14 protein-coding genes are annotated in these 13,370 nt (G+C 63.3%); 8 read left to right on the top strand and 6 right to left on the bottom strand.

Annotated features, from left to right (window positions below):
* Nucleotides 1–9: 9 nt before the first annotated feature.
* Complete coding sequence (locus ACGYLQ_RS09990; RefSeq protein ID WP_394442669.1) at nt 10–1,077, bottom strand: hypothetical protein; 1,068 nt, start codon at nt 1,075–1,077, stop codon at nt 10–12.
* A gap of 14 nt (nt 1,078–1,091) precedes the next feature.
* Entirely contained in the window at nt 1,092–1,562 is a 471-nt protein-coding gene (greA, locus tag ACGYLQ_RS09985) for a transcription elongation factor GreA (RefSeq protein ID WP_067268537.1), read from the bottom strand.
* Nucleotides 1,563–1,927: 365 nt separating this feature from the next.
* On the opposite strand from greA, the gene ACGYLQ_RS09980 reads away from it, so the two are divergent.
* The 3 genes from ACGYLQ_RS09980 to ACGYLQ_RS09970 all read left to right on the top strand — a co-directional run bounded on the left by ACGYLQ_RS09980 (nt 1,928) and on the right by ACGYLQ_RS09970 (nt 6,322).
* Nucleotides 1,928–3,580, top strand: coding sequence for a 4Fe-4S dicluster domain-containing protein (locus ACGYLQ_RS09980; RefSeq protein ID WP_394442666.1), 1,653 nt, complete (start codon nt 1,928–1,930; stop codon nt 3,578–3,580).
* A 163-nt stretch (nt 3,581–3,743) separates the two neighbouring features.
* Nucleotides 3,744–5,453, top strand: coding sequence for a tetratricopeptide repeat protein (locus ACGYLQ_RS09975; RefSeq protein ID WP_394442664.1), 1,710 nt, complete (start codon nt 3,744–3,746; stop codon nt 5,451–5,453).
* Nucleotides 5,450–6,322: a 4-(cytidine 5'-diphospho)-2-C-methyl-D-erythritol kinase gene (locus ACGYLQ_RS09970; RefSeq protein ID WP_394442661.1), complete on the top strand. Its 873-nt coding sequence runs from the start codon at nt 5,450–5,452 to the stop codon at nt 6,320–6,322. The genes ACGYLQ_RS09975 and ACGYLQ_RS09970 overlap by 4 nt, the downstream gene beginning before the upstream one ends.
* Here the strand turns inward: ACGYLQ_RS09970 and ACGYLQ_RS09965 are convergent.
* Entirely contained in the window at nt 6,319–7,317 is a 999-nt protein-coding gene (locus tag ACGYLQ_RS09965; protein WP_394442659.1) for a polyprenyl synthetase family protein, read from the bottom strand. The two genes, ACGYLQ_RS09970 and ACGYLQ_RS09965, sit on opposite strands and share 4 nt — an antisense overlap.
* 55 nt (nt 7,318–7,372) lie before the next feature.
* Here ACGYLQ_RS09965 and ACGYLQ_RS09960 point away from each other — a divergent pair, with 55 nt between their 5' ends.
* The 3 genes from ACGYLQ_RS09960 to ACGYLQ_RS09950 all read left to right on the top strand — a co-directional run bounded on the left by ACGYLQ_RS09960 (nt 7,373) and on the right by ACGYLQ_RS09950 (nt 8,617).
* Nucleotides 7,373–7,588 carry a DUF2007 domain-containing protein gene (locus tag ACGYLQ_RS09960; RefSeq protein WP_040700850.1) on the top strand — a complete coding sequence of 72 codons (216 nt, stop codon included), beginning with the start codon at nt 7,373–7,375 and terminating at the stop codon, nt 7,586–7,588.
* Nucleotides 7,585–8,352 (top strand): tRNA1(Val) (adenine(37)-N6)-methyltransferase, encoded by a 768-nt coding sequence (locus ACGYLQ_RS09955; protein WP_394442656.1) that lies wholly within the window; start codon nt 7,585–7,587, stop codon nt 8,350–8,352. The genes ACGYLQ_RS09960 and ACGYLQ_RS09955 overlap by 4 nt, the downstream gene beginning before the upstream one ends.
* 100 nt (nt 8,353–8,452) lie before the next feature.
* A complete protein-coding gene (locus ACGYLQ_RS09950) occupies nt 8,453–8,617 on the top strand; it encodes a YdcH family protein (protein ID WP_082852182.1) in 165 nt (54 codons plus the stop codon).
* Between the two features lie 160 nt (nt 8,618–8,777).
* Here the strand turns inward: ACGYLQ_RS09950 and phbB are convergent, their stop codons facing one another.
* From phbB to ACGYLQ_RS09935, 3 genes are all read right to left on the bottom strand, one after another.
* A complete protein-coding gene (gene phbB, locus ACGYLQ_RS09945; protein ID WP_209218289.1) occupies nt 8,778–9,500 on the bottom strand; it encodes an acetoacetyl-CoA reductase in 723 nt (240 codons plus the stop codon).
* Between the two features lie 75 nt (nt 9,501–9,575).
* A complete protein-coding gene (locus ACGYLQ_RS09940; protein WP_209218288.1) occupies nt 9,576–10,751 on the bottom strand; it encodes an acetyl-CoA C-acetyltransferase in 1,176 nt (391 codons plus the stop codon).
* Between the two features lie 163 nt (nt 10,752–10,914).
* Complete coding sequence (locus ACGYLQ_RS09935; protein WP_394442653.1) at nt 10,915–11,757, bottom strand: EAL domain-containing protein; 843 nt, start codon at nt 11,755–11,757, stop codon at nt 10,915–10,917.
* Nucleotides 11,758–11,862: 105 nt separating this feature from the next.
* On the opposite strand from ACGYLQ_RS09935, the gene ACGYLQ_RS09930 reads away from it, so the two are divergent.
* A complete protein-coding gene (locus ACGYLQ_RS09930) occupies nt 11,863–12,432 on the top strand; it encodes a DNA-3-methyladenine glycosylase I (RefSeq protein ID WP_322328308.1) in 570 nt (189 codons plus the stop codon).
* Between the two features lie 170 nt (nt 12,433–12,602).
* A complete protein-coding gene (gene rpsD / locus ACGYLQ_RS09925; RefSeq protein WP_067262232.1) occupies nt 12,603–13,223 on the top strand; it encodes a 30S ribosomal protein S4 in 621 nt (206 codons plus the stop codon).
* Nucleotides 13,224–13,370: the final 147 nt, after the last annotated feature.

Below are 13,370 nucleotides of genomic sequence, written 5' to 3'. Positions count from 1 at the left end.
GCCCGCGCGTCAATCGAAGGTGCCCGCGCAGCGGCCCAACAGCATGAAGGCGCGGGCGGTGCGGGTGTCGGCCAGCATCGAGATTTCCTCATCCGTGGCCTGTTTTTCGAACTCGGCAAAGGTCCGGTCAAAGCGGCGCAGGAAGTGATGCGCGGCGTCGCGGAAGATCGGGTCTTGCCGCATCCGCGCATTGGCCAGCGCCAGCGAGGAGCGATCCCGAATGCCGCCCAAAGGCGCGATGGTCCGGCCCCGCGCACCGCTGGCGAATTGCCGCCAGACTTCGGGGCGGGCGCGGTCGGGGCGCAGGTCGTCCATATAGATGCCGTCTTGGCTCAGCAGGGTCAGCACATCCTGCGCGGCCTGTACAAGCTGCGCGGCGGACCGGTCTTTCAACGCGCGGCGCAGGGCGTCGAAACCGGCCTGATCCTCCGCCGTTTCGGGGAAGTTGAGGGCGCGGGTGAAATCCTCGGCAGAAAGCGGCTGCGCGCTGTCGCCCGCCTGCGTGCCAAGGGCCAGCGTCGGCTGGTCTTCGGCGGCGGGCGGTGTGGGTGCGGGGGCCGGATCGACGGGGCGCGACGGTGTATCGCGACCCTGAAGCCCGGCCAGCGCGATTTCGGTCTTGCGGACGCTGGCGGCGAGTTCATCGAGCTTGCGGGCAATGCTGCCCTCGCCCGCCGGTTTGTTGCCCTGCTGTTGCGAGATATAGGAATGCCGGATCGCGTCGATCGCGGCTTGCAGACGTTGGCTCTCCTCACGCATGACCCGCCCGGCGCGGGCGGCGGTGGCCCCGACCCAGATCATCGCGACGGGCATGATCACCACCAGCAGGATTAACAGCCCGCGCAGCCCCGTATCGCTGGTGCCCTCGGGCACCTCGGCGGCGATAAAGGTGAAGTAGATCGCCGTGCCAAGCAGCCAGAGCGCCGAAAGCGCGCCTGCGATGACCTCGATCTCGGTGATGCTATTGGCCTTGGGCCGGTCGTAGATGCCCATCGGCGTGGGCCGTGCCGCGCCGGTCCCGCCGCGCGGGGCGCGGGGGGGGTGCTCTGGGGATGCGGAAGCGTCGGGCTCTGCCATGTCAGCCTTCCCGTTCAAGCGTAGACGATCTTGAGAACCTCATAGGATTTCTGCCCGCCGGGGGTGCGCACCTCGACGGAATCACCCTCTTCCTTGCCGATCAGCGCGCGCGCGATGGGGGATTTGATGTTCAAAAGACCCTTTTCGATATTGGCCTCATATTCGCCAACGATCTGATAGGTTTTCTCTTCGTCCGTGTCCTCATCGACCAGCGTCACCGTGGCACCGAATTTGATCGAGCCCGACAGTTTCTTGGGGTCGATCACATCGGCGAGCGAGATCACGCCCTCAAGCTCTTTGATGCGGCCTTCGATGAAAGACTGCTTTTCTTTGGCAGAGTGATATTCGGCGTTTTCCGATAGGTCACCATGTTCGCGCGCCTCGGCGATGGCCTTGATGATGGCAGGGCGTTCAACCGTTTTAAGCTGCTTAAGTTCGACTTCGAGCGCGGTGTGACCGTCGCGGGTCATCGGGATTTTTTCCATGGCGGTGTGCCTACATAATGAGGGCCGCACCCGGGTTTTCGCCGGGGGGCGGCCAATTGCGTGTTAACTTGGCAGATACCTGACCCAAACTGCCCGCCAATTGCAAGGGGCTAACGGCCCCGGGATCGGCGGTTGACTGCCGTCAATCCGGTCCCGTTTTCGCCGTGCGGGCCGCAGCGCTTGGGTGGTGAAACCGGGTGCCGCAGCACTATCTCAAGGGGGAAGAGCCGGCGATCCGCAAGGTCGCGCGTCATGTTATGTCGTGGAGCCCACGTTTTGCGCAATAAACGCAGGGTCGCGATTGCATTGCGCGCGGCGGTGGTTTAGCCAAATCCAAACCGAATTTGCCGTGAGGGAGCACCAAAATGGCCGAGATTGAACGCGAAGCGATGGAATATGACGTTGTGATCGTCGGCGCCGGGCCTGCTGGCCTGTCGGCTGCGATCCGGCTCAAGCAGTTGGACGCCGATTGCAATGTTGTGGTGCTGGAGAAGGGCTCCGAAGTGGGCGCGCATATCCTTTCGGGCGCGGTGCTCGACCCCTGCGGGCTGGACGCGCTGATCCCCGATTGGAAGGAAAAAGGCGCGCCGCTGAACGTGCCGGTGAAGGAAGACAACTTTTACCTGTTGGGCGAGGCAGGCAAGCTGCGCGTCCCGGAATTCCCCATGCCGCCGCTGATGAAAAACCACGGTAATTACATCGTTTCCATGGGCAATGTCTGCCGCTGGATGGCCGAACAGGCCGAGGAACTGGGTGTCGAGATTTTCCCCGGCATGGCCTGTTCTGAGCTGGTCTTTGGCGAGAATGGCGAGGTCAAAGGCGTTGTCGCCGGTGAGATGGGCAAAAATGCAGATGGCACCCCCGGGCCGAGCTATGAGCCGGGGATGGAGCTGCATGGCAAATATGTCTTCCTCTCCGAAGGCGTGCGCGGCAGCCTGAGCAAGCAGGTGATCGCGAAATACGGGCTGGACGAAGGCAAAGAGCCGCAGAAATACGGTCTTGGCATGAAAGAGATTTGGGAGATCGACCCCGCCAAGCACAAAGAAGGCACCGTGACCCACACAATGGGCTGGCCGCTCAACAGCAATGCGGGCGGCGGGTCGTTCATCTATCACCTTGAGAATAATCAGGTTTACGTCGGCTTCGTCGTTCACCTCGGCTATAAGAACCCGCATGTTTTCCCTTACATGGAATTTCAGCGCTTCAAGCATCACCCGATGGTGGCCGAACTGCTTAAAGGCGGCAAACGCGTGGCCTATGGCGCGCGGGCGATCACCGAGGGCGGCTATCAGTCGATGCCCAAGATGGTGGCCCCCGGCGTGGCGCTGCTGGGCTGTTCGGTTGGCATGGTCAACGTGCCGCGCATCAAGGGCAACCACAACGCCATGCTCTCGGGCAAGGCGGCGGCAGAGGCCGCCTATGCCGCGATCCAAGCGGGCCGTGGCGGTGATGAGCTGACCGATTACGAGACCGATGTGCGCGAAGGGCCGATTGGGACCGACCTCAAGAAGGTGCGGAACCTGAAGCCGCTCTGGTCGAAATACGGGCTCACCGCCTCGCTGGCGATTGGGGGCTTCGACATGTGGACCAACACGCTCGGCTTCTCGCTCTTGGGCACGCTGAGCCATGGCAAATCCGACGCCGAGGCGACCGAGCCTGCGGATAAGCACAAGAAGATCGACTACCCCAAACCCGATGGCAAACTCAGCTTTGACCGTCTGACCAACGTGGCCTTCTCCTTTACCAATCACGAGGAGAGCCAGCCTGCGCATCTCAAGCTGAAAGACCCGAGCATTCCGGTCGAGGTGAACCTGCCGAAATACGCGGGCCCCTCGGCCCGCTATTGCCCGGCGGGGGTTTACGAGTTCGTCGAGGATGACAAAACCGGCGAGACGCGGTTCCAGATCAACTTCCAGAACTGCGTGCATTGCAAGACCTGCGACATCAAGGACCCGACACAGAACATCGTCTGGACCACTCCGCAGGGCGGCGATGGGCCGAACTACCCGAATATGTGAGCCATCGCCAAAAGCGCAATTAAAGGACCGGCACGCGCAGGCGTGTCGGTCTTTTTCGTCTTTTCGGCGAAAACCTGTCGGCCACGGGCGACATCACCGCCCCGCCATTGCGCCCCGGCACGAAGATGATAGCCTGCGTGCAAAGCGATATGAGGCGGTTTGCATGTTTCGGAATGTCCTAGGTTTCACCAGCGTTGCGGCGCTTTGCATCGGCCTGTCGGCGCCGCTGATGGCGCAATCGGTCGCAGGCCCCTATCTGGCGGGGCGTCATGCCGCCGTGAACAGCGACTACCCCGAGGCCGCGCGGTACTATACCGAGGCGCTGGCGCGGGACCCTAAGAACATCGAACTGATGGAAAGCGCGGTGCTGTCCTATCTCTCGCTCGGGCGGGTGGAGAAGGCGCTGCCGCTGGCACGCAATATGATCACCCTCGGCACCAAGAGCCAGGTGGCCGAGATGACCCTTGTGGCCGCTTTGGCGAAAGAGGGCGACTACAAGGCCCTGCTTGAACGCGATACCTCGGCCATCGGCCCTTGGGTCGGCGGGCTGGTGCAGGCATGGGCGCATATGGGGGCGGGCGATGTGACCGCCGCGATAAAGGCTTTCGACAGCCTGAGCGAAGAGGCCGGGATGCAGGGCTTCGTGATGTATCACAAGGCCCTCGCGCTGGCGAGCGTGGGCGACTTCGAAGGGGCGGAGGCGATCTTTGCCAGTGGTGAGGCAGGGGCCGCAGGCCAGACCCGGCGCGGCGTGATGGCCCATGCCGAGATCCTTGGCCAATTGGGGCGCAGCGAGGATGCGCTGGCGGTGCTCTCTGACGGTTTTGGCGCGGATAGCGACCCCGAAATCGCGCGGCTGATCGAAGGTTTGCAGCAGGAAACGCCCGCGCCCTTCAGCCATATGCCCGACGCCCAAGCGGGCATGGCCGAGGTGTTTTTCACCTTCGCCGCCGTGCTGCGCAATGAGGCGGCGGGGGACTATTACGTTCTGCTCTATTCGCGCATTGCGCGTTATCTGCGCCCGGACCATGTCGATGCGCTTTTGCTGACGGCAAGCCTTTTGGAGAACCTTGGCGAGCATGATCTGGCGATTGCCGAATATAAATCCCTGCCTGCCGACAGCCCGGCCTATCACGCCGCCGAACTGGGCCGCGCCGACGCGCTGCGCCGCTCGGGCAAGACCGCGCAGGCGATCGAAGTGCTGGAACAACTCGCGCGCAGCCATGGTGATCTGGCCGTGGTGCATTCCACGCTCGGCGACATGCTGAGGGCCGAAGAGGACTATGAGGCGGCCATCGCCTCCTACGACCAAGCGCTCGCGCTGACGCCCGAAACCGCCCGTGCCCGCTGGGTGCTGTTCTACGCCCGCGCCATCGCCAAGGAACGTAGCGGCGATTGGGAAGGCTCCGAATCGGATTTTCGCGCCGCGCTTGAGTTGAACCCCGAACAGCCACAGGTGCTGAACTACCTCGGCTACTCGCTGGTCGAACAGCAGCGCAATTTGGACGAGGCGCTGGAGATGATCGAACGCGCCGTCGCGGCCAGCCCCGACAGCGGCTATATCGTCGATTCGCTGGGCTGGGTCTTCTACCGGCTGGACCGCTACGAAGAAGCGGTTGAGCAGATGGAACGCGCGGTCGAGTTGGAGCCGGTCGATCCGGTGGTGAACGATCACCTCGGGGATGTTTATTGGGCCGTGGGCCGCAAGCGCGAGGCCGAATTCCAATGGCGTCGGGCGCTCTCTTTCGTTGACCTGACGGATGCGGATTCGGAGGCTGACCCCGAGCGGATGCGCCGCAAGCTGGAAGTCGGGCTCGACGCCGTGCTGGCCGAAGAGGGCGCGGCCCCGCTCAAGGTTGCTGCGGACGAATGAGTTTTTCAAACGATGGGGCGCCCGCCGACCCCGGCGCTGCGGCGTCGCGGATGGCTTGGGCCAAAGTGAACCTGACCCTGCATTGCACCGGCCAGCGGGCCGACGGCTATCACCTGCTGGATTCGCTGGTGGTGCGGGCTGGCGTGGGTGATCGGCTGGATGTGGCTGCCGCGGATGATTTGACCCTGACGGTCAGCGGCCCGCGGGCCGAAGGGGTGCCGACCGATGCGCGCAACCTCGTCCTGCGCGCGGCAGAGATGCTGGACGCAGGCGCGGGCCGTGGCGCCGCACTGCATCTTGAGAAACACCTGCCCGCAGCGGCGGGAATCGGGGGCGGCTCTGCCGATGCGGCGGCGGCCTTGGAGCTGCTTGCGGCGCATTGGGGCGTTCCGCTGCCCACAGAGACGGCGCAGCTCGGGGCGGATGTACCGGTCTGTCTGACCCGCGGCCCGCAGCGGATGCAGGGGGTCGGAGAGATCCTCACGCCGCTCTTCGCGCTGCCGCCTTGCCATATGGTGCTGGTGAACCCTGGCGTCGATGTGCTGACGCCCGCTGTATTCTCGGCGCTCAGCGATAAGAACCAGCCGCCGATGCCCGAGGTGATCCCGAGCTTCGCGGGCTTTTCCGACGTCATCGATTTTCTGGACGCACAGCGCAACGACCTTGCCGCGCCCGCCATCGCGGGGGAGCCGATCATCGGGGGCTGTCTGGAGGCGCTGAGCGATGCGGCGCTGGCGCGGATGTCCGGCTCGGGCGCGACCTGTTTCGGCCTCTATGCCACGGCGGCGCAGGCCGAGACCGCCGCCCATCGCATCGCTAGCGCGGCGCCGCGATGGTGGGTCGCCGCCGCGCCGATCTTAGCCGCTTAGCTGATCCGGGCGACGACGTAGTCGGCCAGATCGATCAACATGTCTTTCAACTCATGGTCGGGCAGGGGGGCAAGCGCCGCTTTGGCCTTCTCCGCCCAGTCACAGGCATCGCGCTGCGTCGCGGTGAGCGTGTCGTGTTTGTCTAAAAGCATCAGCGCATGGGCGAGGTCGCCCTCTTCCTGTTTGCCGTTCTCGATGGTGCGGGTCCAAAAGGCGCGCTCCTCCTCGTCGGCCTTGGCCACGGCCTTGATCACTGGCAGGGTCAGTTTGCGCTCGCGGAAATCGTCACCGACGTTCTTGCCCGTGGCCCCTGTATCACCCTGATAATCCAGCAGATCGTCGACGATCTGGAAGGCGATGCCAAGGGCGTCACCATAGTCGTAGAGCGCCGTGACTTGATCCTCAGGCGCATCGGCGATCACGCCGCCCACCTCAGTCGCGGCTGAGAAGAGCGCCGCTGTCTTGCCGCGCACGACCTGCAGATAGATCTGTTCATCCGTGGCCAGATTCTGCGCGGCGGTCAGTTGCAGCACCTCGCCCTCCGCGATGGTCGCGGCGGCGTTCGACAGGATGCGCATCACCGGCATCGAGCCCGGCTCGGTCATCAACTGAAAGCTGCGGGCAAAGAGGTAATCCCCCACCAGCACCGAAGACTGGTTGTCCCACAGAAGGTTCGCCGTGGGCCGCCCTCGCCGCTGCGCGCTTTCGTCCACCACATCGTCGTGCAGCAGGGTCGCGGTGTGAATGAACTCAACCGTGGCGGCCAGATGGACGTGATAGGGGCCACCGTAGCCGCACATCCGGGCCGCGGCCAGCGTCAGCATCGGGCGCAGGCGCTTGCCGCCCGCCTCAACCAGATGGGCGGTGACCTCGGGGATACGGGGCGCGTGTTTCGACGCCATCCGCTCACGGATCAGGGCGCTGACCGCCGCCATATCATCGCTTAGATAGGCCGCCATGCGGTCGTGCGGTTTGCCCGTTGCATCACTTTTCATCATCATTTCCCGCGTCCCGCTCGACATGCCGGTGATCCGGCTCTACATCTTTGATATGAAGGAACTTTTGCGCAGCACCGACATGACCATCATCGCCTTTGCCACCGCCCTTCTCAGGGGGGAGGATATAGACTGCTTTGAAATGGACGTAAACATGAGCGTGCTCGAAGGGGGCATCGGGATTTTCCCGCGCCGCCTGATGGTGCATCCTGATGACCATGACGCCGCCCTGCGGGTGATGCGCGACAATGAGATTCCGCTGGGGCTGTGACCCGTTTCACCGAAGACGACCTGACCTGCGACGCTTTTCTCGGCGGCAAGCTGCACCTCTGGCAGCCGCGCCGGGGGCGGGGCTATCGGGCCGGGGTGGACCCGGTTTTGCTGGCCGCGAGCATTGAGGCCGAGGCAGGGCAGAGCGTGCTGGAGCTTGGCTGCGGGGCCGGTGCGGCGGTGCTTTGTCTGGGGGCGCGGGTGCCGGGGCTGACGCTGACGGGTTGTGAGCTGCAACCCGCCTATGCCGAACTGGCGCGGCGCAATGGCGGCGCGGCGCTGGAGGTGGTGGAGGCCGATCTGACCGAGATGCCCCTGCATCTGCGCCAGCGACAATTTGATCACGTTCTTGCCAATCCGCCCTATTTCGACCGGGCCGCCTCGGTCAAGTCCCGCGATCCGGGGCGCGAGACGGCCTTGGGCGAGGCGACGCCCCTGCGACAATGGGTCCGCACCGCCGCGCGGCGGCTAAAGCCCAAGGGACAGGCGCATTTTATCCATCGCGCGGAACGTTTGCCCGAGATTTTGGCGGCGCTCCCGCATGAGATGGGATCGGTCGAAGTGCTGCCGCTCGCCTCGCGCGCCGGGCGGATGCCGGAGTTGATTCTCTTGCGTGCGCGCAAGAACGGACGCGGTGCTTTTCGGCTTTATCACAGCTTTGTCATGCACCGTGGCGCGCGGCATGAGGGGGATGGCGACAGCTATGTGCCGGAAATCGAAGCGGTCCTGCGCCGGGGGGCGCCGCTGGTCTATCCTACTTCTTAAGCGTTTCTTTACCAACTTCACCCCTATGCTGCGGTGCCGCGTGACTTGTGGATCGCGCTGTGGTCCACTGAAATTCCACACACCAATCATGGAGGATTGTATGGCTTTGAACGCACATCTGGATACCCTGAAGCGCAAGCATCAGGCGATGAGTGAGGCGGTGGAAACCGCGCAACGCGCCCCCGGTATGGACGATTTGAAAGTGGCTTCCATGAAAAAGGAAAAACTGCGTTTGAAAGAGGAGATTAGCCGCCTGTCGAGCTGACCCTCGCCGCGCAATGCGGCGTTCTTGATCGCTGTCGTTCCGCTTTGGCGGGGCGGCAGACTGGATGGCCAGTGAGTGCCGCATTCGGGTTTCGTTTTCCCATTAAAAAGGCCAGTCTTTGGAAAAGACTGGCCTATTAAGTTTCCAGAACATCCGCCCGTTAGACGACGAATTGCGCCCCATTGGCCGAGATCGTCGAGCCGTTGATGAAACCCGCATCGTCGGAAACGAGAAAGGCCACCGCACGGGCGATTTCTTCGGGCTCTCCCAAACGTCCGGCGGGGATCTGCGCGATGATGCTTTCACGGACCTTTTCGGGCACCGCCATGACCATATCGGTCGCGATATAGCCGGGGCAGATGGCGTTGGCGGTGATGCCCGCGCGCGCGCCTTCTTGGGCCAGTGACTTCACGATGCCCAGATCGCCCGCCTTGGTCGCGGCATAGTTCACCTGCGCGAACTGCCCCTTTTGCCCGTTGATCGAAGAGATCACGACAACGCGGCCGAATTTGCGTTCGCGCATGCCGGGCCAGACCGGGTGGATCGTGTTGAAGACGCCGGTCAGATTGGTGGCGATGACTTCATTCCACTGGTCGGGGGTCATTTTGTGAAAGGGTGCGTCGCGTGTGATGCCCGCATTGGCGACCACCACCTCGATGGGGCCAAGCTCGGCTTCGACCTGTTCGATCCCCGCTTTGGAGGCGTCGTAATCTGCCACGTTCCATTTATAGGTCTTGATGCCGGTCTCTTCGGTGAATTTCGCGGCGGCTTCGTCATTGCCGGCATAGGTGGCGGCGACGGTATAGCCTTTGTCCTTCAGCGTGGTCGAAATGGCCGCGCCAATCCCGCGACTTCCCCCGGTGACCAAAGCGATGCGTGACATGTAATCCCTCCCTCAAGGTAATGTTCTTGCAAATGCATGTTTCGGCGCGCAAGAAAGTTGCGCGCCGATTTAGTCTTAGGGGCGCTCAAGGCACATGGCAACACCCATACCGCCGCCGATACACAGCGTCGCCAAACCTTTTTTGGCGTCACGGCGCTGCATTTCGAACAGCAGGGTGTTGAGCACCCGCGCGCCCGAGGCGCCAATCGGGTGGCCGATGGCGATGGCGCCGCCGTTGACGTTCACGATTTCCGGATCCCAGCCCATCTCCTTGTTCACGGCGCAGGCCTGCGCGGCAAAGGCTTCGTTGGCTTCCACCAGATCGAGGTCTTCGGGTGACCAACCGGCTTTCTCCAGCGCCTTGCGCGACGCATAGACGGGGCCGACGCCCATGATCGACGGGTCGAGACCGGCAGTGGCATAGGAGGCGATCCGCGCCAGCGGCTGAATGCCCCGCTTTTCGGCCTCATCCGCGCTCATCAGCAGCGCACCCGCCGCACCGTCGTTGATGCCCGAGGCATTGGCCGCGGTGACGGAGCCGTCCTTGGTGAAGGCCGGGCGCAGCTTCTGCATCGCTTCGATATTGGCGCCATGGCGGATGTATTCGTCCTGATCCACGACCGTCTCGCCCTTGCGGGTCTTGATGGTGAAGGGAACGATCTCATCGGCGAATTTGCCAGCCTTCTGCGCGGCTTCGGCCTTGTTCTGCGAGGCGACGGCGAATTCGTCTTGCTGGTCGCGGCTGATCTGCCATTTCTCGGCCACGTTCTCGGCGGTTTGGCCCATGTGGTAGCCGTTGAAGGCATCCCAGAGACCGTCGCGGATCATCGTGTCGATGAACTGCAAATCGCCCATTTTCTGGCCCGCGCGGAGGTTCTGCGCATGGGGGCTGAGGGTCATGTTCTCTTGCCCGCCAGCGGCCACGATATTCGCATCCCCCAGTTGGATATGCTGGGCCGCCAGCGCCACGGCGCGTAGGCCCGAGCCGCAGACCTGATTGATGCCCCAAGCCGCGCTTTCTTTCGGCAGCCCTGCGTTGATATGCGCCTGACGCGCCGGGTTCTGACCTTGGGCGGCGGTCAGCACCTGCCCCAGAATGGTCTCGGAGACTTCGGACGGGTCCACCCCGGCGCGGGCCACCAGTTCTTTCAGAACGGCGGCACCAAGGTCATGGGCGGGCGTATTGGCGAACGCTCCGCCGAAACTGCCCACGGCGGTCCGGGCGGCGGATGCGATGACGACATTGGTCATGATGTGACTTTCCTCTACCTTGTTGGGCGGGGGCACACCGGCACGCGCCATCGTCGGGCGTGGGCGCTCCCGTCCCTCTGAGGTAGTGATAGCGGATGCGCTGCAATGCGGCAACTGAGCAGGCAGCCCGCCGCCGCAGCCCCGGCGGCCTGTCCGCGCTGGCTCAGCCGGTGGCGCGCACCCGGTCGAATTTCAGCCACGGAGGCCGGGTGGTTGGCGCGGCGAAGTGGTAGCCTTGCAGGCAGTCGACGCCCATCTCGGTCAGCACCGCCGCATCGGCGGCGTTCTCTACGCATTCGGCCACGGTCAGCATGTCGAAATGCGTGGCGATGGACATCAGCGCGGCGGTCAGGGCGCGGTTGTCGGGGTTGGTGGCGATGCCGCGGATGAACTGCCCGTCAAGCTTCAGGACATCAAAGTAGAAATCCTTGAAATAGCGGATCGCCGTTTGCCCCGCCCCGAAATCATCCATGGCAAAGCAGATGCCGTGGGGCTGCAATTGGTTCATGAAGCTTGTCACCAGTTCCGGCACCATAATGGCCGAGCTTTCCGTGATCTCAAGGATCAGCCGTTCGCCCAAGGTGGCATCGCGGGCCAGCCAGTGGCGCAAGACGCGGGTCCATTCCTGATACCCGATGGAGCGGGCGGACATATTGATCGACAGCCGCAGGCCGGGATGGTGGTGCAGCGCGTTCAGCCCAAGACGCAGGGCCAGAACATCCACCTGCCGCCCGGTATCCGTGTCCTCGATCGCGGGCATGAAATCCTTGGCCGGAATCACGCGACCCGTGGGATCAAGGAGGCGGATTAGCCCCTCGTGAAAGGCAACATTTGTCGGATTGCTGGCCAGCATGACGGGCTGAAACGCCAGCAGCGTTTGGCGATGGGCCACGGCCTCGCGCACCATTTCAAGCGTCGCGGCATCGCGCTGCATCACCGCATGGTTCAGCGGGCTGTCCCCACCGGGGGGAACGTCGGCGAAAGGGCGTTGGAATCGACGGGGCACGGCGGTACTCTCTTGCTGTCCTGCGATTGGTATGGGCGCAAAGGTGATAATACGGTCTTAATCGGCGGCGATTTCCGCGGTGGATCGCGCAAAGGGGGGCCGAAGATGAAGCGCTGTGACTGGGCCGGGGATGACCCGATTTACCAAGCCTACCATGACACCGAATGGGGCGTGCCCGAATACGACAGCCGCGCGCTTTGGGAAAAGCTGATCCTTGACGGGTTTCAGGCGGGGCTGAGCTGGATCACGATCCTTAAAAAGCGGGATAATTTCCGTGCGGCCTTTGCCGGGTTCGACCCGCATCAGATCGCCGAATGGGGCGAGGCGGATGTGCTGCGCCTGCTGGGTGATCCGGGCATCATACGCCACCGGGGCAAGATCGAGGCCGCCATCACCAACGCGCGCGCATGGCAGGAGGTGGAGGCGCGCGAGGGGTTCGACGCCTTCATGTGGCGCTATGTCGATGGCAAACCGCTGCAAAACCGCTTTGCCACACAGGCCGAGGTGCCGCCGAAGACTGCCTTGTCCGAGCAGGTGAGCAAAGACTTGAAGAAAGCCGGTTTCAAGTTCTGCGGGCCAACGATCACCTATGCCTGGATGGAGGCCTGCGGGCTGGTGAACGATCATATCCTGACCTGTCACCGCCACGCGCCCTGCGCTGCGATGGCACGGTAGGGGCGGGGCGTATCAAAATCGCCGAAAATCCCCCGTTGACTCCCTGCCATGGCCCCGTATAAGCGCCCCTTCATTGGTGTTGGTGGACCCCGCAAGGGGAAGCCTGTCGGGCTTCGGCCAAAGGACAACGCCCTTTACCGCCCCTCGGGGCCTTATAAAGGAGATCAGCCGTGACAAAACGCACAGCTGCCAAGCACAAACTAGACCGCCGTATGGGCGAAAACATCTGGGGCCGTCCGAAGTCCCCGGTGAACCGTCGTGAATACGGCCCCGGCCAGCACGGCCAGCGCCGCAAGGGCAAAATGTCGGACTTCGGCATCCAGCTGCGCGCCAAGCAGAAGCTCAAAGGCTACTACGGCGACCTGACCGAGAAGCAGTTCCGTCGCATCTTCGGCGAAGCCGAGCGCGTCAAGGGTGACACCGGTGAAAACCTGATCGGCCTGCTGGAGCGCCGTCTGGACGCCGTTGTTTACCGCGCCAAATTCGTGCCGACCGTTTTCGCCGCACGCCAGTTCGTGAACCACGGCCACGTCAAAGTGAACGGCCGCAAGGTCAACATCCCCTCCTACCGCGTGAAAGAGGGTGACGTGATCGAAGTGCGTGACCGTTCCAAGCAGCTGACATCGGTTCTCGAAGCCGTGCAACTGCCCGAGCGTGACGTGCCGGACTACCTTGAGTGCGACCACTCCAAAATGACCGCGACTTTCGTGCGCACACCGAGCCTCGGCGACGTGCCTTACCCGGTTGTCATGGAGCCGAACCTCGTCGTGGAATTCTACGCGAAGAACTAAGCTTCTTCGCCTGTCGAATACCAAAGGCCGCGTGGTGCAAACTGCGCGGCCTTTTCTTTTTGCGCAGGGCGGCGGGCAGCAGGGCAACAGCCTGTCCGCTGGCGCCGCGGATGCAGAATGATTCTGGCATCACCGCGACACCCCCGA

It is taken from the genome of Sulfitobacter sp. 1A12779, from assembly GCF_043557315.1.
Taxonomy (GTDB): domain Bacteria; phylum Pseudomonadota; class Alphaproteobacteria; order Rhodobacterales; family Rhodobacteraceae; genus Sulfitobacter; species Sulfitobacter faviae.
Note: the sequence above shows the minus strand (reverse complement) of the source record. Positions and strands in the feature narration are given on the sequence as shown.